Below are 19,565 nucleotides of genomic sequence, written 5' to 3' on the forward strand. Positions count from 1 at the left end.
TTTCTACTCTTGTATAGAAAAAATTAGACGCGCGTCGAATCCGGCTGGATTCGAGCGGTGCTGGACAGCCACACGTGAACCAGCGCTGCTTCGGTCTCGGGGATGGGCTCGCCCGAGTCGACAATCGCGGTGACATCGCGTTCCATCGCACGTGCTGTCATGTCCACGAGTACGGTGGCGAGAGCTGGCGGCCCGAAACCTGTGAACGTGTTGTTGTCGCGAGCGATACGCTCGCTCGCACCTGCGGTGAGCCCGTCGATCGTCTCCTCCCAGATCCCGCGAACCTCGGCGTCTTCCCGCGTCGCTTCGAACATCGCCGCGATCAGTCGCGCGTGCGCGCGCCAGTACTCGACAGTTGCGCGCATTCCGCGGCGAATCCGCTCGTCATCGGGCAGATCGTCTCTGCCGTACCAGTCCACCGCAACCGCCCGCAGGTTGTGCTGGATATCGGCTATCAGCGCGGCGACCGCCGCTCCCTTGGTCGGGAAGTAGAAGTAGAAGTTCGAGCGGCTGATGCCCGCTTGGTGCGCGATATCCTGCACTTCGATGTCGGCCAGGCGTTGGGAGTGCAGCAGTTCGGTCAAGGCGTTCAGCACGTCGGCGCGGCGTCGGCGTCCCCTGCCATTCACCGGTCTCGCGGTCGACTCGTCTTTCGAACTCTGATTCGATAATTTCGCCACCGAGGCGAGTCTAGGCCAGGCGCTTACCTGCGGTCGGCATGCGGCCCGCCGTCGCTGTGATCGGTGAACCCGCTCGGTCCATGTGGGCCGATGACTGCCTGCTCGAGGACGCCGAGTCCGGTCCGGTCACCTCACCGGGCGCGGACGACCTGCTGGATGTGCCGACAGCTCGGGTCCATGGTGTCGAGTTCGACGCTCGAATGCTCCTGAAGCCCGAGTGAATTCGAGGACGGCGCGCCGGCTACGCCGTAGTCCCGGAGCCCGATCGATCCGATGTCGCATCGATCGGAGGTGTTCGATCCGGCAATCGGGCCCCCAGGTCGGGAGGTCCTGGTCGATGACCTGGAGGGCAGCCGCGGTCTCCGCCCAGGGCCGCCCGTGCGCAGTCTTCGAATACCAGCCCGTGCAGTGCGCAGTCTTCGAAATGCAGAGGGGCCCAAAGGAAGAGCACCTGGGGCAGGTCGAGCGCGGTCCCGGCGATTGCGGACACGGAGCGGATGTCCCACGATCGATCCTCGACTCCGAATATCGCGGATGACTCGGTCTCGATGGACAGGCGTTCACCGGCAACGGTAAGCGTGCCCGTCCAGGACGTCCTCGTCGTGGATCGAACGGATCGGTCCGAGCTCGGCACAGCGAGTCGCGGGCCGGAACAACAGCTGCTTGGCCGGGGCCGTTTCGGGTGAACGGTCCCTTCGTGTTCTCCGGACCGGGGCACCGGTCATCGGCTACCTGTTGACGGGTGCCGATATTCTAATTTAATCTCAATTAAAGTCGCATCGAGCGGGAAGGTGAGCGAGTTGTCCCAGGAGAACCTCGTCGTGGTCGGAGCGTCCCTCGCCGGGTTGCGGGCGGTGGAAGCTGCCCGCAAAGCGGGCTTCGAGGGCGGCATCACGCTCATCGGCGCCGAAGAGCATCTGCCGTATGACCGGCCGCCGCTGTCCAAGGCATACCTGGAGCAACTGCCCGACGGCGAGGGGCCGGCGTCGACCGTCTTCCGGACCGAAGACGTCCTGCGTGACGAACTCGGTGTCGAACTCGTACTCGGAACGCCGGCAACAGGTTTGGACACCGAAGGCAAACGCGTCCTGGTCGGCGACCGCGCCATCGCATACGACGCCCTCGTGATCGTGACCGGTGCCGACGCGCGCACGCTGCCCGGGTCGGAGGGCTTGAGCGGCGTCCACACGCTGCGGACCCTCGATGACGCGATCGCGATCCGAACCGCCCTGGATGCCGGCGCGCGCACCGTGGTCGTGGGCGCTGGTTTCATCGGTTCGGAGGTGGCTGCGGGCGCACGCACACGCGGCCTGGAGGTCACCATTCTCGAGGCGCTGCCCACGCCGCTGGTCCGGGCGGTGGGCGAGCGCATGGGCGCGGCCTGTGCCGCGCTGCACGAGCGTAACGGCACCCCATTGCGTTGCGGTGTCGGTGTGACCGGGCTGGAGGGAGATGGCCGCGTCGAGCGCGTACTGCTGAGCGACGGCACGGCGATCGAAGCCGACTTGGTGGTCGTTGGCATCGGCGCCATTCCGGTGACCGGTTGGCTGGAGGGTTCCGGGCTGCGTCTGGACAACGGCGTGGTGTGCGATGAGAGGCTATGGACCGGTGTCGACGGGGTTTACGCCGCGGGCGACGTCGCACGGTGGCACAACCCGCTGTTCGACCGGTTGATGCGGCTCGAGCACTGGACCAGCGCGGCCGAACAGGGGGCACTCGCCGCGCGCAATGCGCTCGAGCCCGAGGCCGCCAAGCCCTACCAGACGGTGCCGTATTTCTGGTCCGATTGGTACGACAGCCGGATCCAGTTCGTGGGTGTGCCGACTGCCGACGAGGTTCAGGTCGTCGATGGGGATCCGGACGTCGACGGGCGCTGGGTCGCGCTGTATCGCGAGGGCGATCGGCTCGCGGGAGCGCTCACCCTCAACGGGCAGAGCGTCATCATGAAATATCGCGGCCTGCTCATGAAGAAGGCGAGCTGGGAAGCAGCCCTCGCCTTCGCCGCCGCCCGCCGGACCAGCGCGGTTTCGAGTTCATGACCCGCATCAGGCGCCGTGTGGTCTGACCCACGCCGAGTGCCCCTGGCAGGACAGGGGGCAGGGGTATGGGCGACGGACAGACGGTGACTCGGGTATGTCAGCAACTCCTTCGCGTCGAGATACGGTTCGACTGCGTGGTGGGGGAGATGCGGCTCGAGTACCCGGCCACGACGGCGGAAGCTCGTCATTTCGCCGCTGCCATGATCCGGCGCGGCTATCGCGTGCTGGTGGACCGGAAGGTGCGCCGCGGGCTGCGGCTATTGCCGAGCCGCGATCTCTGGCGGTATGCCTGAGGCGGGAGCTCGACAAGGTGTTCGGCTTCGGCCGATCGCGACGATCTGGGGCTAGAATTTAATCTATCTTCCAATATAATGACTTAGGGTCGGCCGACTGCGACGGCGGAAACAATGTGCCGGCGCGGCGCGGTGCAACTCGAACCGTCGGACTCGCGGCCGACGACCTCCAACGAAGTAGGCAGGGAATGAAGGAATCGCATCTGACTCGCCGGATCGAAGATCGTGTGGTGGCCATCACCGGCGCGGCACGGGGAATCGGCCTGGCGACCGCGAAGGCGCTGCATCGGCGCGGCGCCAAGGTCGTGATCGGTGATATCGACGGCGACGCCGTCGCGCGGGCGGCGGGCGAGATCGGGCCGGATGTCGAGGCCGTACGGGTCGACATCACCGACGAACAGTCGTTCGTCGCGTTTCTCGCCAAGGCGCAGGAGCGCTTCGGTCCGCTCGACATCTTGATCAACAACGCGGGCATCATGCCGATCGGCCCCTTCCTCGAGGAGTCGACGTCGCTGTCGAAGCGGGTGCTCGATATCAATGTGGCCGGACCCATGATCGGGATGCGAGTGGCGCTGCCCGGCATGATTTCGCGCGGCCGGGGGCACATTGTCAATGTGTCCTCCATGGCAGGCACCGCACCGATTCCCGGTGGTCTGAGCTACGGCGCCAGTAAGGCGGCGGTGATCTCGATGACGGAGACGGCGCGCGTGGAATTCGCGAAGTCCGGTGTGTCGTTCACCTGTGTCCTGCCGTCGTTTACCAATACCGAGTTGATCGCGGGTACGGCCGGAACGAAGTTCGTGCGCAATCTCGAGCCCGAAGAGGTTGCCGAGGGCATCGTCGGCGCGATCGCGGCGCGTAAGCCGGATGTCTATCTGCCGGGAATTCTCGGGCCGGTGGCACGGATGCAGCCGGTATTCGGGCGCAGGCTCCGCGATTTCATGAACCATATGCTCGACGCCGACAAGACCTTCCTGACAGTCGACAAGTCGGCTCGCAGCGGCTACGACGCCCGGATCAATGGTGCGCCGAAGGCGCCGAAGTCCACCTCGGCACGAGGGGCGCGCGGCTGAATTCGGTGCGGTCGGTCAGCGAAAAGGGTGGTCCCATAGGGGCCACCCTTTTTCGTGCTCACTGATCGTGTCGCGTCGTCCGATCGCGCCGGTTGCTGTGTAGCACGCCACATGCTCGGCAATCATCGTATGAATCCAGAGATTCTAATGTACATTAGATTCTGTTGGGGGATCTGGGGCTCGAGTCCACGGTTTCGCAGCAGGGGCATTCAATGACGAACGCCATCCGTCCGTTCCAGTCGATTGAGAACAGGTAGATGACGAAAACCTTTCTGAACCTCTTTGATGCCGCGTGGTTCTTCGTGGAAAGGAGTGATGCGCCTGCGCATTTCGGACCGCTGACCATCCTGTCACCGCCGGAGGGCGCGCCCCCGACCTACGTGCGAGATCTGGTCGCGCAGTGGCGGAAGAACGAGACCTTCGCGGCCCCCTTCAACGCCGTGCTGCGCAATAGGCCGATCCCATGCTGGGACAGCGTGCCGGACGAAGATATCGATCTCGACTACCACCTGCGCCACATCGCGTTGCCTGCCCCGGGTGGGGAGCGGGAGTTGGGAATACTTATCTCGCACCTGCACTCGCTTCCGCTGGACCGGCGCAGGCCGCTGTGGGAGTGCCACGTGATCGAGGGGCTCGAACGCGGCCGGTTCGCGATCTACCTCAAGTTTCACCACGGGCAGCTCGATGGCGTCGCCACCGCGCGCCTCATCGGGCGGGTCTTCACAACCGATCCGGATGCCCGCGGCCTGCTGCCGCCGTGGAGTGCGGGTATCCGCGGTAACGCACCCGCTCGGCAGCCTATCGCCACCCAAACGGCCGCGACCGCGGCATCGGCGTGGGGAAGGCTCGGCGCGGTCGGAAAACTATGTCGCGCAGTGGGTTCCACGGCAGTGGCCGTGCGGGCGCTGGCGGATATGGCCGTGGCCGTGCACAAGGATCGGACAGGCGGTCTGACTCGCCCGTTCCAGTCCGCGACCACCCTCCTCAATCATCGGATCTGCAACCAGCGCAGGTTCGCGACCCAGCACTACGAGCTGGCGCGTTTCAAACGGGTGGCGAAAGCAGGCAATGTCACCATCAACGATGTCTTCCTAACGGCGTTCGGCGCAGCGTTGCAGCGGTACCTGGGGGAATTGGACGCGGTGCCGGACGGTCCGATCGTCGGACAGATTCCGGTGAACCTGCGTGAATTGAACTCGGCGTCGATGGGTAATGCGCTGGGCTTCGTCTTCGCGCGGTTGCACGCCGACATCGCCGACCCGGTCCGGCGATTGCGAGCAGTGCACCGAGCCACACTGGCGGCCAAAGGTTTTCACCAGGCGCTGCCGCCGTCCGCGGTCATACCGTTCACGATGCTGCTGTCGGGCCCGCAGATGGCGCTGCTGCTGCTCGGTCTCGGCGGGTTCGGCCGCCCCGCCGCGAATCTGGTCATTTCGAACGTGCCCGGCCCTGCCGAGCAGCTGTACTTCGACGGCGCGCCGGTAGAGGAGATATACGGCCCGTCGGTGCTGTTTCACGGGCAGGCGCTGAATGTGACCATGTCGAGTTACGCCGGGAAAACTGTCATCAGTTTCACGGCGTGCAGTAGATCGCTGCCGCATGTGCAGCGGCTGGCCGTGTACACGGGCGAGGCACTGGAGGAGATCGAGCAGGGGCTCGGCATCGAACCTTCGCCCGGATCCGTTGTACCGGACGAGACTTCCACCTAGGGCCTGTTGCGAAGTGTGGTGCGGGCGAGCTGTTCGGTTCGCCCGCACTCATCCCGTATCCGAGGGGTGGCACCACGGTGCCTCTCCCCGACTCACAACGGCACAGGCCCAGCCGTCGCGTCGAGATGCCGAAACGAAAGCGGCCGGTGCGGGCGACGGGGAGTCGCAGGCACCGGCCGCTTCGTTTTCTCGGAGCTACCGTGTGAGGCCGCCGCGGGCAACGAGCTGCGACGTAATGACGTTGCGCTGAATCTCGTTCGTGCCCTCGCCCACGATCATCAGGGGTGCGTCGCGGAAATACCGCTCGACGTCGTACTCGGTCGAATAGCCGTAACCGCCGTGAATGCGCACCGCGTTGAGCGCGATTTCCATGGCGATTTCAGAGGCGTAGTACTTGGCCATGCCCGCTTCCATATCGCAACGCTCGCCCGCGTCGAATTTGTTTGCCGCGTGCAGGACCAATTGCCGTGCGGCGGTGAGCTTGGTGGCCATCTCGGCCAGGTAGGTGCCGATGGCCTGGTGCTGCCAGATCGGCACGCCGAAGCTCTCACGCTGCTGGGCGTAGGCGAAGGCATCGTCGAAGGCGGCCTGAGCAACGCCAAGGGCACGCGAGGCGACTTGGATGCGGCCGGTTTCCAGGCCCTTCATCATTTGACCGAAGCCCTTGCCCTCGACTCCGCCGAGTACGGCGTCGGCGGGCGCGCGGTAGTCGTCGAAGACCAGCTCACAGCTCTCGACGCCCTTGTAGCCGAGCTTGGGCAGATCGCGCGAAACCGTCAGGCCGGGCCCGTGTTCGACGAGCAGGATGCTGATGCCGCGGTGGCGGGGTTCGGCGGCCGGATCGGTCTTACAGAGCAGCGCGATCAACTGCGACCTGCGAGCATTGCTGATCCACGTCTTCGCGCCGTTGATCGTGTAACCGTCCGCATCGCGTTTGGCGACGGTGGTCATGGCCTGCAGATCGGAGCCGCCGCCTGGCTCGGTGAGGGCCATGGTGGCCCGGATCTCGCCGGTGGCCATCTTGGGCAGGTATCGCTGCTTCTGTTCCTGGGTGCCGAAGGTGAGGATGAGCTTGGAGACGACCGTGTGGCCGCCCATCGCGCCGGCCAAGCTCATCCAACCGCGGGCCAGCTCCTCGGTGACACCGACATAGCACGGCATCGAAACCGGTGCCTCGCCATAGGGTTCCGGGATGGCCAGGCCGTAGATACCGAGCTGTTTCATCTGCTCGATCAGCTTTTCCGGGTACTCGTTGGCGTGTTCGAGGTCGCGAGCGACGGGTCGGACCTCGCGGTCGACCCATTCGCGCACCGTCGCCACTACCTGCTGTTCCTCGGCGGACAGCTCGCTCATGCCGCCGTCTCGCTAACGCTCGACGCCGTCACGAGCGAGTGCTCGGCTGTGTCTATTGTTCGCTCGCTGCGCTCGCTCATGCCGCCGTCTCCTCGCTGGACTCCGATAATTATGAATATACTTTAACATAGATTAAAAACTGTGAAAGGTGGTTGATTGATGACGGCACGTCCACCGCGGAGGTCGGTCCTCTGCGTACCCGGTGGCGACGAACGCAAGATACGCAAGGCTTTGGCCTCCGGCGCGGATCAGGTGGTCATCGATCTCGAGGATGCGGTGCCGCCCGCGGACAAGGATCGTGCGCGGGAAACGTTGGGTGCGATCGCCTGGGATGATTGCACCCAACTGCCTTCGATTGCGGTGCGGGTCAATGCACCCCGAAGCCGTTGGTGTCACCTGGATATCGACGCTGTTGTCCGGTCCGCGATCCCGGCGAGTTCTATCGTGCTGCCCAAGGTCGAGTCGCCGGGGGATCTCGAGTTCGTCGATCGCCTGCTCGACGGCATCGAGGCCGGTGCCGGCGGTGCCGATCGGCTTGTGGTGGAAGCGCTCATCGAAACCGCCGACGGACTGAGCCGGATCGAACAGATCGCCTCGGCCTCATCGCGGCTGTCCGCGCTGATCACCGGGTACGCGGACCTCGCCGCATCGCTGGGCAGGGCCGCTGGGGGCGATCCCGCGCTCTGGATCGCGGTGCAGGACAGAGTGATTTCTTCCGCGCGCACCAATCGCCTGGACGCGGTGGACGGCCCATATCTCGGTGTGGGACTCGATGACGGCTTCGGCGCGGCAGTGAGCCATGCGGTGCGAATCGGCTTCGACGCCAAGTGGGCCATTCATCCTCGACAGGTGGACCCGATCAACCTTGCCTTCGAGCCGTCGAGCGAGCAGGTGCGCTACGCGCGCCGGGTGGTGGACGCGCTGGCCGCAGCTCACGATGGGGGTCGCGGCGCGGTGGAACTCGATGGTCAGATGATCGACGAAGCGATCGCGGTGGCCGCGCGCAGGACTCTGCAGAAGATCGGAGTATCGCTGTGAATGCGGAAGGACCGTACTTCGAGGAGCTCGAGCGCGGCCGGGCATTCGACGGCGCACCCTCGGTCACGTTGTCCGAGGGACTCGCGGCCGTGCACCAGTCGATAGTCGGCGATCGCCTTCGTCTTCCTCTCGACCATGGCCTGTCGGCGGCCGTGACCGGCGCGGACGGTCTTGCGCATCCGGCTCTGGTGTGGGACATAGCGATCGGTCAGTCCACGGTGGTCACCCATCACGTCAAAGCCAACCTGTTCTATCGCGGGCTGGTTTTCCGGCGGATGCCGCACATGGGGGAAACCCTGACCACCACGACGACGGTGGAAGGGCTGCGGCAGAATCGGCGCCGTCCCGACCGGGCTTCGACGGGATTGGTCGCCTTGCGAATTCACACCGTCGATCAGCACGGCCGTGACGTTCTCGACTTCTGGCGCTGTGCCATGCTGCCCCTGCGTGCGGATCACGACACCGGACATGCCGATGACCTGGACGGAATCGGTGCGGGCTCGAATCTGAATTGGACTGCAGCAGTGAAAGATTGGGACCTAAAGGCGTTGTCGTCGACCCGTGGCTCGAGTGGCCCGATTCCGGAGGCTGGGCAGCAGGTAGAGGTGATCGGCGGCGACGTGGTCGATGCGGCCCCGCAGCTCGCCCGGATCAGCCTCAATATCGCCAGGGTGCACCACGACGAACATGCGGCCGGTGGTCGTCGGCTGGTATACGGCGGCCATACCATTGGAATTGCGTTGTCGCAGGCGTCGCGGGCGTTCCCGAATCTGGCAACGGTGGTCGGCTGGCATGGCTGCGACCATGTCGGGCCCGTTCACGAAGGCGACACGTTGCATAGCGTGATCACTGTCGAAGAGGTGGTTCCGGCCGGTGCCGGCGCTCACTTGGTACACCTTCGATCGGAGGTTTTCGTGGGCGGCGGGATCGTCGATCGCGAACGGCCGGTTCTAGATTGGCGATACGTGGCCCTTTTCGCGTGATTTCTCCGTCAACTCGTTCAGCAGTCTGCGCAAGACCCACTCGAGCGCTGCGGGATCCTCACCGGAGTCCAGCTCTTGGTATCCGGCGAGGAGGTAGAGACCCCAGCGGGCATGATTCAGTGCTTCGTCCTCGTCGTCGATGATCGCCCGCGCGGCCCGCAGCACCACCTCCAAACGCTGGGCGTCGACCGCTTCCTGGACCGCGCGGACCCCGGGGTCGACCTTGCTCCAGACTCGGATCGCGGCCTCGGCGCGGTGGGGGAGGTCGAGCGCGAACTGTAGTAGCGCTTCCAGCTGGTCGATCGGGTCTGTGCTCTGCTGTGCCAGTTCCACCAGTTGGGTCGTGCGCTGGGTGCGCCAATGCTCGAGCAGTTGCGAGGTGAAGTCGTACCAGTTCTCGAAGTAGTGGTAGAAGGACCCGGTCGTCACGCGGAGCCGCTTGCACAACGGCGCCTGTTTCAGCGCGCTGTAACCCTGCTCGGACAGTAGCTCGAACGCGGTGTCGAAGTAGTCCTGCTTGCTGGCCATGGATCTCCGTCTCGGTGTGTCAGGTGGGGTGTCGACCACGTCAGGCTGCAAGTTTCCCCGGGGGCTTGTGCATAAGTCGACTTATGCTTACGATACTCGCATCGCTTGTGAGGGATACCACAAGGCTCAATCCATCGACATTCATCGACGGCGCCCGGAAATCTGATCAGAAGTTTTTTCGGGAAGTTCCGGACGGAAATTTAATCAAAGATATATTCTAGAACGCAGGGGTGCCGCCCCGTGGGAGAGGAATCGACATGGCCTTCAAGGACGCGGGCGAGGTGCGCAGGTACATCGGCGGCATCTTCGAGTCGGCATTCGCCGACCCGGAGATCGGCCCCAAGCTGGCGGCCACGGGTGTCGTTCTCGGCTTCGAGTTCTCGGAACCGGACGCTTTCCTGGTCATCGACGCACCCGCGGGTGCGGTCGAGTTGGGGCAGGAGCATTTCGGCAAATCGACCGCGACCATGCGGATGACGGCCGACACGGGCAACGCCTACTGGCAAGGAAAGGTCAATCTGCCGCTCGCGATGGCGAAGGGCAAGATCAAGATCGGGGGGAATGTCGCGAGCATGCTCAAGCTGGCTCCGCTGGCCAGCAAGCTCTACCCGGTCTACATCGACAGCCTCGAGCAGGACGGTCGCGCCGACCTCTTGGTCTAGCGGGCAGAGTGCAACAGATCTAGCGGAGAGGTACCGCACAATGTTTCCAGGCGTCCACGCCCTGTCCACACCGGACAAACCCGCGGTGATCATGGCCGGTTCCGGCAAGACGATCACCTACCGCGAACTGGACGAGAATTCGGCACGGTTCGCTCGCGTGCTGCACGACTTCGGGCTGCGCAAGGGTGATGTCATCGCGCTGCTGTCGGACAACGCGCCCGAATGCTTCGAAATCTACTGGGCGGCACTGCGTTCCGGCCTGTACGTAACCGCGATCAACTGGCATCTGACGCCGGCGGAGGCTGCCTACATCATCGACGACTCCGATGCGAGGGTGGTCATCGGTTCCGCTGGAGTCGGCGAACTCGCCACCGCGGTGCGGAATCTGGCGCCACGGGTCGAACATTGGGTGGCCTTCGGAGGCGAGGTCGAGGGGTACAGTTCTTACGCAGACTGTCTCGCCGGCGCTGGGCCGTATCTCGGGGAGCAGCCGCGCGGTTCGGACATGCTGTACTCGTCGGGTACGACCGGACGTTCCAAGGGCATCAAGCCGCCATTGCTGCCGATCGACGTGGACCAGTCGGGCGACCCGCTGACCATGGTGGTCGGAAAACTGTTCGGCGTCAACGAATCCGATGTCTACCTGTCCCCCGCTCCGGTCTACCACGCGGCACCGTTACGTTGGTGCGGCGCCGTCCAGGCTTATGGCGGAACCGTGGTGATGATGGAGAAGTTCGGAGCCGAGGACATGCTCAGGGCCATCGAGCGGTACCGGGTGACGGTCACTCAGGTGGTTCCGACCATGTTCGTGCGTTTGCTACAGCTGCCCGCCGAGGTTCGGGACCGCTACGACATCTCGAGTCTGCGCCTGGCCGTCCATGCCGCCGCGCCGTGCCCACCGGATGTCAAGCGCGCGGTTATCGAGTGGTTGGGGCCGATCCTGGTCGAGTACTACGGTTCCACCGAGGGCAATGGGCTGACCGTGGTCACGAGCCCGGAGTGGGAGAAGAAGCCGGGATCGGTGGGACGCAGCGTTCTCGGACCGGTTCATATCTGTGATGAGAAGGGCCGGGTGCTGCCCCCCGGCGAGGTCGGCACGGTGTACTTCGAGCGCGAGACGCTGCCATTCGAGTACCACAAGGATCCCGAGAAGACCGCGGCCGCACAGCATCCCGAACACCCGACCTGGACGGCGGTCGGCGACCTCGGGTATGTGGACGAGGATGGTTTCGTCTTCCTGACCGACCGGAAGTCGTTCGTGATCATCTCCGGTGGTGTGAACATCTATCCGCAAGAGGTGGAGAACGTTCTCACTCTGCATCCCGCGATCTTCGATGTGGCCGTGATCGGTGTCCCCGACGCGGAGATGGGCCAGCAGGTCAAGGCGGTTGTCCAACTGCACCCGGGTGTCGTGCAGACCGAGGAAATGGCTACGGAGATCATCGAATACGCGCGAGAACGGGTTGCGCGATACAAGGCACCCAAGAGTGTTGATTTCGTCGACTCCCTGCCGCGCACCGCGACCGGGAAGCTCGTCAAGCGCGAGCTCGAGAAACTGTACAGCTCAGCGTCCGTGCCCCAGAGCTGATGACGCTCAATCATCTTCCAAGGAAGTGCTGATATGACAACAGCAATCGAATCGACTCCGCGGGCCTACGATCCGCTCAGTATCTCGCCCCTGTCGTTCTGGTCGAAGACGGCCGCCGAGCGCGACGAGACCTTCCGCGTGTTGCGCGCCGAACGGCCGGTCAGCTGGCACCCTCCGATCGAAGGCGCGCTGATGCCGCCGGAGAACGCGGGCGTGTGGGCGGTCACCAGCCATCGCTTGATCACCGAGGTCAGCAAGAAACCGGATATCTTCTGCTCCGGCCTCGGCGTCCAACTCGAGGAAGTGCCTGCGGATATCCTCGAGGCCGCGTCCTCGTTCCTGGCGCTGGACGCGCCGCGGCACCCCGCGCTGCGCAAGCTGATCAGCTCGGCGTTCACCCCCAAGCAGGTGGCGAAGATCCATGATCAGATCAAGAACCAGGCCCGTGCCATCGTCGACGACATGCTCGAGGTCGGTGACGGCGAGTTCGACTTCGTGCACCAGGTCTCCAAGCGCCTGCCCATGTGGACCATCTACGAGATGCTCGGACTGCCCGCATCGCAGCATGAGGAGGCGGCACATATGGCAGATGCGATGGTCGCCTGGGCGGATGAGGACGTCGCCGCCGGCCGTGCACCGGTCGAACTGCTCAACGATTCTCTTGTCGGACTGCTGATGATGGGAATGGAATTCGCGCAGGAGCGGCGCAAGAACCCGGCCTCGGACCTGATGACGAACCTCGTGCAGGCAGAGGTCGACGGCGTCCGGTTGACCGATGACGAGATCGCCTCATTCTTCGTACTGCTGTCGGTCGCGGGCAATGACACCACGCGAAACACGATCTCCCACGGAATCAGGACGCTGCAGGATTTCCCCGAGCAGCAGGCACTGTTGCTGGAGGACTTCGATGGCCGAATCGGTTCGGCCACCGAGGAATTGGTGCGCTGGGTGTCGCCCGTGATGACCTTCCGCAGGACTGCGACCCAGGACACGGTGCTCGGCGGGCAGGAGATCAAGAAGGGGGAGTGGGTTGCCACGATCTTCTCCTCCGGCAACCGAGACGAGACGGTCTTTACCGACCCGCATGTCTTCGATATCACTCGCTCGCCGAACCCGCACGTCGGCTTCGGTGGCGGTGGTCCGCACTACTGCATGGGCAACTTCGTCGCGAAGATCCAGATGCGTGAGATCTTCGACCAATTGCTGCACCGTGCGCCGAATCTTCAGGTAGGCGAGCCGTCCTACCTGGTTGGCAATTTCGTTCACGCCGTCAAGCATCTTCCGGCGACGCTGCGATGAGCGCCGAACCGGTCACCGCGGCAGTCGAGCGGATGCGGCGCGGGTTCGCCTCGGGGCGGACCCGCGGCCTGGAATGGCGCCTCGAGCAGCTGCGGAATTTGGTCAAGCTGCTCGATGAGCAGGAGGACGAGATCGTGGCGGCGCTCGCCGAGGATCTCGGACGGAGCAAGCAGGAGGCGTGGTTCGGTGATATCGCCTCCACTCGAGGCGAAGTCGTCTACGCGATCAAGCACCTGCGCGGCTGGATGAAAAGACAGCGGCAGCCGTTGTCGGCGATCCAGTATCCGGGTTCGGCGTGGATCCAGTACGAGCCACTCGGGGTGGTTCTGATCATCGGGCCGTGGAACTATCCGGTCGTATTGACACTGGGACCGCTGATCGCGGCGCTTGCCGCGGGTAACTGCGCGGTGATCAAGCCATCGGAGCTGGCACCGGCGACCTCGGCGCTGTTGGCCCGGCTGGTGCCGAAGTACTTCGACGCGAACGCGATCGTAGTCGTCGAGGGTGGCGCCGACGTGACCCAGGAACTGCTGGCCCAGGGATTCGACCACGCGATCTTCACCGGCGGCACCGAGGTCGGCAAGAAGATAATGGCCGCCGCGGCACCAACGCTCACCCCGGTCACATTGGAGCTCGGCGGCAAGAGCCCGGTGATCGTCGCCGCCGACGCTGATCTCGATGTTGTCGCACGCCGGTTGTCCTGGGTGAAATTCATGAACTCAGGGCAGACGTGCATCGCGCCGGACTATGTCCTCGCCGATCACCGGATTCGGGATCGGTTGGTGGACAAGATCGTCGAGCGGATCGGCGAGTTCGAGCGCGACGGTAGTGCCGACGGTCGGCGCATCGTCAATGAGCGACAGTTCGACCGACTCGCCGGATACCTCGAGAAGACACGGGGCACGGTGGCGGTCGGCGGACGGAGCATTCGTTCGTCGTTGTCGATCGAGCCGACCGTGGTCGTCGATCCGGATCCGGACGAGCCGCTGATGCGAGACGAGATCTTCGGACCCATTCTGCCGGTTATGTCCTACGAAAGTCTGGACGATGCCATTACTTTCGTGAATGGCCGGTCGAAACCGCTTGCCGCGTACTTCTTCAGCGGATCGGCGGCGGTGCAACAGCGTCTTGTCGACGAAATCCCCTCCGGTGGTGCGGTGATCAACCACATCGCGATGCATTACCTGGTACCGCAACTCCCCTTCGGCGGTGTCGGTGCGAGTGGTATGGGCGCGTATCACGGTCGCTGGGGTTTCGAGGCGCTGAGCCACCGGAAAGCGGTGCTGAAGAAGACGTTCCGTCCAGATCTTCGGCTCATGTATCCGCCCTACAGCGATTTCGCGATGAAGATCATGCGCAAGGTCTTCTAGCGCGTTCAGTGTGATGAAAGCTCCTTGCTGTCAGAACAATCCGATGGCAGCAAAGCCGGCACACCCCGGGGCAACGAGCCTCTCGCTCGGTTACCCGATTCCTGTCCCCGGATGTGCCGCTCGGCTCGTGCGGATTACTGGCCCCGTCCGCACGAGCCGAATCCGACGGGCCGGCGAATCTCCTTGCTGCCGAGTGAGCCCCCAGCGCAGCGAGGAACACGTGCCCTGGGACGCTGAGCCGCCCGAACTCGATGGTCCCAGGGCACCTCTCCACCGCTTCGGGTATGGAGAAGTTCTTGCTGTCGGCCATTGGCGGCAAGCGACGCGCCCTGCGAACCGGACATAGGCTTCGGCACCGGTCGCAGGGTCTTTCTGTTATCGACCGGGGCAGATGTATCGGAGAAGATCAATGACTGACGAAGCTGCCGGCGCGACCGAACATTCCGGCCCGCTGGCGGGTGTCCGGGTGGTCGAGCTGGCCGGATTGGGGCCGGGTCCGTTCGCGACCATGATGCTGGCGGATCTCGGTGCCGATGTGGTCCGCATCGATCGTCCCGCGGCTGCCGGTGTGTTTCCCGGCAAGCCGGAGCAGGATCTGCTCAACCGTGGCAAGCGATCGGTGATCCTGGACCTCAAACAACCCGAAGCGGTCGAGACCGTGCTGCAGTTGCTCGAGCGGGCGGACGTAGTCGTGGAAGGTTACCGGCCCGGAGTCGCCGAGCGCCTGGGGCTGGGACCGGACACCTGCTGGGAGCGGAATCCGCGACTGGTCTACGGACGTATGACCGGATGGGGCCAGACCGGCCCGCTCGCACAGAGCGCCGGGCACGATATCGACTACATCGCGGTGACGGGCGCCCTCCACGCAATCGGTGACGGCCAGGGTCCGCCACAGGTTCCGCTCAATCTCGTCGGCGATTTCGGCGGCGGCGGAATGTATCTCGTCGTGGGCATTCTGGCCGCCCTACGGGTGGCGGAGCAGACCGGCCGAGGTCAAGTGGTGGATGCGGCGATCGTGGACGGCGCCGCCCACCTACTGACGGGAATCCATGCCTTCCTCAATGCAGGCGCGTGGACCGACCGGCGTGGGGCCAACATGCTCGATGGTGGCGCGCCGTTCTACGCCACCTATGAAACCGCCGATAACCGTCATATGGCGGTCGGCGCGATCGAGAGCAAGTTCTACGCGGAATTGCTGGCGCGGCTGGGAATTGACGAGGACCCGGGGCGCCAACACGATCGCAATGCGTGGCCGGTCATTCGCGCGGAGCTCGCCGCAGTATTCCGGACACGGACCTCGGCCCAGTGGTGCGAAGTATTCGAGGGCTCCGACGCTTGCGTCGCTCCCGTCGTCAGCCTGCGCGAAGCGGCGGCACATCCGCATATCGAGGCGCGCGGCTCGATCATCGATTACGGCGGTGCGGTGCAATCCGCTCCGGCACCGCGGTTTTCGGTGTCGCGGACCGCGCTGGGGAATCCACCGCCGTCGCCGGGCCAGCACACCCGGGCTGTCCTGGCAGAGTGGGGAATCGTGGACGTGGACATCCTGATCGAGCGTGGCGTAGCAGGTTGAGCACACCTGAGATATGAACGCGTCGTACGGTCCGGGCGCAGGCCGGACAGGACCGCGGTGCGCATTCGACTGTCGAAGGGCCGGGATCACCACGGTGGGCTGGTGAAAACTTTCCGCACCTCCACGGGCGGCGTGCGGGTGTCGAGCGGTCCATGGCCGCCGCGATCGGTCAGGCAGCGCGCCGCGCCGAGATTCGAGCCGCGATGGCCGATACAGTCGCCGGATGAACAGCCGATAGTTGCTGAGGGCCCCAGACCTTGTGGTTCGGGGCCCTCAGCGTTGTTCACTTGGCGGAGCCGAAGGTATCCGGTTGCCAGCGGGCTCAGCGGGCAATCGCCCGTCCGATGAGTTCTTTCATGATCTCGGTGGTTCCGCCGTAGATGGTTTGGATCCGGGTATCGATGTACGCCTTGCCGACCGGGTATTCGGTCATGTAGCCGTATCCGCCGTGTAGCTGCAGGCAGCGGTCGATGACGCGCTTCTGGAGCTCACTGACGTACCACTTGCCCTTGGCCGCATCGATAGGGTCGAGTTCGCCCGCGTTGTAGGCCAGCACGGATTTATCGGTGTATGCCTCGGCGAGGTCGATTTCGGTCTGCATTTCGGCCAGCTCGAAGCGGACATGTTGGAAGTCGGCGATCGGCTGGCTGAAAGCCCGCCGCTGCTTGCAGTATTCGATGGTCTGGTCGAGGATCGCGCGCGTGGTCGCCAGCGCCTTGGCCGTGACACCGAGGCGCTCGCGTGGCAGATGACTCATCAAGTACTGCAGGCCTTTTCCTTCCTCGCCGAGCAGATTCGCGTGTGGGACAAGAGCATTCTCGAAGAACAGTTCTGAGGTGTCCTGACCGGGCAGCCCGATCTTTTCGAGTTTGCGTCCACGTTCGAAGCCGGGAGTATCCCGTTCGACAACGAAGAGACTGAATCCACGCGAGCCCGCTTCCGGATCGGTGCGGGCGGCGACCACCACCAGATCGGCCATGATGCCGCTGGAGATGAATGTCTTCTGCCCGTTGATAACCCAGTGGTCACCGTCTCGAACCGCACTCGTGCGAATTCCCCGCAGATCGCTACCCGCCCCGGGCTCGGTCATGGCGAGGGCGCCGATGATCTCGCCCGCGGCGAAACCCGGCAGCCAACGCCGCTTCTGTTCGTCGTTGGTGAGATCGAGCAGGTAGTGCAGGACCAAGTCGTCCTGCAAGCTGATCGTCAGGTTGAACGACAGCGCGTTGATGCGTGACACTTCCTCGCAGACGACCATCCGATACCGATAGTCGTGTACGCCCGAACCGCTGTACTCTTCGGCGATTTCGAGTCCGTACAGGCCGGCGGCCGCGGCTTTCTTGTAGACCTCGCGGTCGATCCAGTGGTCCTCATCCCACTTATCCTTGTGGGGTGCGACCTCTCGTTCGAGGAAAGCGCGAACCGTCTCGCGGTACGCCTCGTGGTCGGCCTCGTAAAGCCCTCGGCGCATTTCAGAGCCTTTCGATGATGGTGACGTTGGCCTGACCGCCGCCCTCGCACATGGTCTGCAGGCCGTAGCGGCCGCCGGTGCGCTCGAGTTCGTGCAGCAGTGAGACCATCAGGCGAGCGCCCGTCGCGCCGATCGGGTGGCCGAGCGCGATCGCGCCGCCATTGGGGTTGACCTTGGCCGGGTCGGCGCCGATCTCGGCCAGCCAGGCGAGCACGACCGGCGCGAACGCCTCGTTGATCTCCACGGCGTCGATATCGTCGTTGGACAGCCCGGCCCGCTCGAGCGCGTGCTGGGTGGCGGGGATCGGAGCGCTGAGCATCATCACCGGATCCGCGCCGCGCACGGAAATGTGGTGAACGCGCGCGCGGGGCTTGAATCCGTACCGCTCGACCGCCGCTTCCGAAGCGATGAGCAGCGACGCTGCGCCATCGGAGATCTGGCTGGCGACCGCCGCGGTGAGACGTCCGCCCTCGGTCAGGGTCTTGAGCTGAGCCATCTTCTCGAGCGAGGTGTCGGCACGCGGTCCCTCGTCGACCGAGATGCCGGCGAACTCGCTGATCTCACGGGTGAAGTGGCCCGCCTCGATTGCGTGCAGCGCGCGCTGGTGGCTCTGGAATGCCCAGGCCTCGTTGGTCTCCCGGCTCAGGTTCCAGTGCTCGGCCATCATCTCGGCGCCGCGGAACTGCGAGATCTCCTGCGCGCCGTAACGAGCCTGCCAACCCTCGCAGCCCGTCCACGGATCGGTCGACCCGAACGGTTCGCCCGCCTGGAACGCGGACAGGATGGGGAACTGGCTCATCTTCTGCACGCCGCCGGCCACGATGAGATCGCTGGTTCCACTCATCACCGCCTGCGCGGCGAAACTCACGGCCTGCTGGGCCGAACCACACTGGCGGTCGATGGTGACGCCGGGCACCGACTCCGGCAGGCCCGCGGCGAGGGCGGCGGTGCGCGCGATATCGCCGGCCTGCGCTCCGATGTTGTCCAGGCAGCCCAGGATCACATCGTCGATATCGGCGGGGTCGAATTCATTGCGGCCGACCACCGTCTTGATGACATGCGCGGCCATATCCGCCGGGTGCGACTGGGCGAAGCCGCCGCCTCGCTTGCCAACCGCGGTGCGAACGGCATCGATGATGTACGCCTCGGGCATGGGGTCCTCCTGTGAAGTGAAGCTGCTTAATTTAATGTAGACTAAAATTTATCCAGTGTCGACCAGGTCTAGTGGAGGCGGGGAACGGGGGGAGTGGCGCGATCGGTGGCGAGGCTGTTGCGCACGATCGACTGTGCGGTCGCGATGAGGTTGTCGAGTGAATCATGGTCGGGATTCCACCACTCCGCTGTCCAGTTGAGTGCCCCGACAACGAGCATGCGCGCTATGCCGATATCGAGTCCTGGGCGCAACGCTCGGGAGTCGGCGAGTCGTTCCAGTAGATCGCGCCAAATCGCGTGATAGGCAGCGCTTTCCAGGTGTAGAGAGGCGGCGATATCCGGAGGTAGCTGACCGGCATTGCGGGTCACCGCCGAGGCGAAGTCGGATAGCTCCAGCTCGATACGCAAGTGCGCCGCCACGGCCGCATCGATCAGCTCGATCACCGGAGTCCCCGGCGGAGCCGAGCTGATCGTGTGCCGGACATGTTCGCGCACCCGGCGCTGCCCCTCCCGCATCACCTCGGCCACCAGCTCGTTGCGTGATCGGAAGTAGTAGTAGACGGCAGGTGTGCGCAGTTGAGCCTGGGCGGCGATGTCGGCCAGGCGGGTGCCCGCGACACCGCGCCGGCTGAGGACGTGTGCGGCCGCGGCGAGGATGCGTTCTCGAGTGGCGTTCATCGGGGATGCGATGGTCATCATCGGCTCCTCGTCTATTGACCGGTGGGGTAATCTAATTTATCTTTGATTCAAAACT

Annotated in this window: 18 protein-coding genes; 12 read left to right on the forward strand and 6 right to left on the reverse strand. The window is 64.4% G+C overall.

Features of this window, described 5'->3' with window-relative positions:
* Positions 1 to 23: 23 nt before the first annotated feature.
* Positions 24 to 680, reverse strand: a complete 657-nt coding sequence (locus AB0L58_RS18775) for a TetR/AcrR family transcriptional regulator (protein WP_364388178.1) — start codon at positions 678 to 680, stop codon at positions 24 to 26.
* 80 nt (positions 681 to 760) lie between these two features.
* Between AB0L58_RS18775 and AB0L58_RS18780 the strand changes: the two genes are divergently transcribed.
* From AB0L58_RS18780 to AB0L58_RS18800, 5 genes are all read left to right on the forward strand, one after another.
* Entirely contained in the window at positions 761 to 901 is a 141-nt protein-coding gene (locus tag AB0L58_RS18780) for a hypothetical protein (protein ID WP_364388180.1), read from the forward strand.
* Positions 902 to 1,480: 579 nt separating this feature from the next.
* Entirely contained in the window at positions 1,481 to 2,719 is a 1,239-nt protein-coding gene (locus AB0L58_RS18785; protein ID WP_364388280.1) for an FAD-dependent oxidoreductase, read from the forward strand.
* Positions 2,720 to 2,865: 146 nt separating this feature from the next.
* A complete protein-coding gene (locus AB0L58_RS18790; RefSeq protein WP_364388182.1) occupies positions 2,866 to 3,012 on the forward strand; it encodes a hypothetical protein in 147 nt (48 codons plus the stop codon).
* A gap of 188 nt (positions 3,013 to 3,200) precedes the next feature.
* Entirely contained in the window at positions 3,201 to 4,085 is an 885-nt protein-coding gene (locus AB0L58_RS18795) for an SDR family oxidoreductase (protein WP_364388184.1), read from the forward strand.
* Between the two features lie 257 nt (positions 4,086 to 4,342).
* Positions 4,343 to 5,794, forward strand: coding sequence for a wax ester/triacylglycerol synthase family O-acyltransferase (locus AB0L58_RS18800; protein WP_364388186.1), 1,452 nt, complete (start codon positions 4,343 to 4,345; stop codon positions 5,792 to 5,794).
* 195 nt (positions 5,795 to 5,989) lie between these two features.
* Here the strand turns inward: AB0L58_RS18800 and AB0L58_RS18805 are convergent, their stop codons facing one another.
* Positions 5,990 to 7,147 (reverse strand): acyl-CoA dehydrogenase family protein, encoded by a 1,158-nt coding sequence (locus AB0L58_RS18805; protein ID WP_364388188.1) that lies wholly within the window; start codon positions 7,145 to 7,147, stop codon positions 5,990 to 5,992.
* Between the two features lie 159 nt (positions 7,148 to 7,306).
* Between AB0L58_RS18805 and AB0L58_RS18810 the strand changes: the two genes are divergently transcribed.
* Positions 7,307 to 8,185: a CoA ester lyase gene (locus AB0L58_RS18810; RefSeq protein ID WP_364388190.1), complete on the forward strand. Its 879-nt coding sequence runs from the start codon at positions 7,307 to 7,309 to the stop codon at positions 8,183 to 8,185.
* Positions 8,182 to 9,168: an acyl dehydratase gene (locus tag AB0L58_RS18815; protein ID WP_364388192.1), complete on the forward strand. Its 987-nt coding sequence runs from the start codon at positions 8,182 to 8,184 to the stop codon at positions 9,166 to 9,168. Before AB0L58_RS18810 ends, AB0L58_RS18815 begins: the two co-directional genes overlap by 4 nt.
* Here AB0L58_RS18815 and AB0L58_RS18820 read toward each other — a convergent pair.
* The gene (locus AB0L58_RS18820) at positions 9,136 to 9,696 is read right to left on the reverse strand and encodes a TetR/AcrR family transcriptional regulator (RefSeq protein ID WP_364388194.1); all 561 of its coding nucleotides are present in this window, start codon (positions 9,694 to 9,696) and stop codon (positions 9,136 to 9,138) included. The two genes, AB0L58_RS18815 and AB0L58_RS18820, sit on opposite strands and share 33 nt — an antisense overlap.
* A 257-nt stretch (positions 9,697 to 9,953) precedes the next feature.
* On the opposite strand from AB0L58_RS18820, the gene AB0L58_RS18825 reads away from it, so the two are divergent.
* The 5 genes from AB0L58_RS18825 (at position 9,954) to AB0L58_RS18845 (ending at position 16,188) form a co-directional block, all read left to right on the forward strand.
* Positions 9,954 to 10,358: an SCP2 sterol-binding domain-containing protein gene (locus AB0L58_RS18825; protein ID WP_364388196.1), complete on the forward strand. Its 405-nt coding sequence runs from the start codon at positions 9,954 to 9,956 to the stop codon at positions 10,356 to 10,358.
* A gap of 40 nt (positions 10,359 to 10,398) precedes the next feature.
* The gene (locus tag AB0L58_RS18830; protein WP_364388198.1) at positions 10,399 to 11,946 is read left to right on the forward strand and encodes an acyl-CoA synthetase; all 1,548 of its coding nucleotides are present in this window, start codon (positions 10,399 to 10,401) and stop codon (positions 11,944 to 11,946) included.
* Positions 11,947 to 11,979: 33 nt separating this feature from the next.
* Complete coding sequence (locus AB0L58_RS18835) at positions 11,980 to 13,245, forward strand: cytochrome P450 (RefSeq protein WP_364388200.1); 1,266 nt, start codon at positions 11,980 to 11,982, stop codon at positions 13,243 to 13,245.
* The gene (locus tag AB0L58_RS18840; protein WP_364388202.1) at positions 13,242 to 14,615 is read left to right on the forward strand and encodes an aldehyde dehydrogenase family protein; all 1,374 of its coding nucleotides are present in this window, start codon (positions 13,242 to 13,244) and stop codon (positions 14,613 to 14,615) included. The genes AB0L58_RS18835 and AB0L58_RS18840 overlap by 4 nt, the downstream gene beginning before the upstream one ends.
* Before the next feature lie 409 nt (positions 14,616 to 15,024).
* The gene (locus tag AB0L58_RS18845; RefSeq protein WP_364388205.1) at positions 15,025 to 16,188 is read left to right on the forward strand and encodes a CaiB/BaiF CoA-transferase family protein; all 1,164 of its coding nucleotides are present in this window, start codon (positions 15,025 to 15,027) and stop codon (positions 16,186 to 16,188) included.
* Between the two features lie 322 nt (positions 16,189 to 16,510).
* Here the strand turns inward: AB0L58_RS18845 and AB0L58_RS18850 are convergent, their stop codons facing one another.
* From AB0L58_RS18850 to AB0L58_RS18860, 3 genes are all read right to left on the reverse strand, one after another.
* Positions 16,511 to 17,659 (reverse strand): acyl-CoA dehydrogenase family protein, encoded by a 1,149-nt coding sequence (locus AB0L58_RS18850; RefSeq protein ID WP_364388207.1) that lies wholly within the window; start codon positions 17,657 to 17,659, stop codon positions 16,511 to 16,513.
* A gap of 1 nt (position 17,660) precedes the next feature.
* Complete coding sequence (locus AB0L58_RS18855; protein WP_364388209.1) at positions 17,661 to 18,812, reverse strand: acetyl-CoA C-acetyltransferase; 1,152 nt, start codon at positions 18,810 to 18,812, stop codon at positions 17,661 to 17,663.
* Positions 18,813 to 18,880: 68 nt separating this feature from the next.
* Entirely contained in the window at positions 18,881 to 19,507 is a 627-nt protein-coding gene (locus tag AB0L58_RS18860; RefSeq protein ID WP_364388211.1) for a TetR family transcriptional regulator, read from the reverse strand.
* Positions 19,508 to 19,565: the final 58 nt, after the last annotated feature.

The sequence above is a fragment of the Nocardia sp. NPDC052112 genome, from assembly GCF_040680135.1.
GTDB lineage: Bacteria > Actinomycetota > Actinomycetes > Mycobacteriales > Mycobacteriaceae > Nocardia.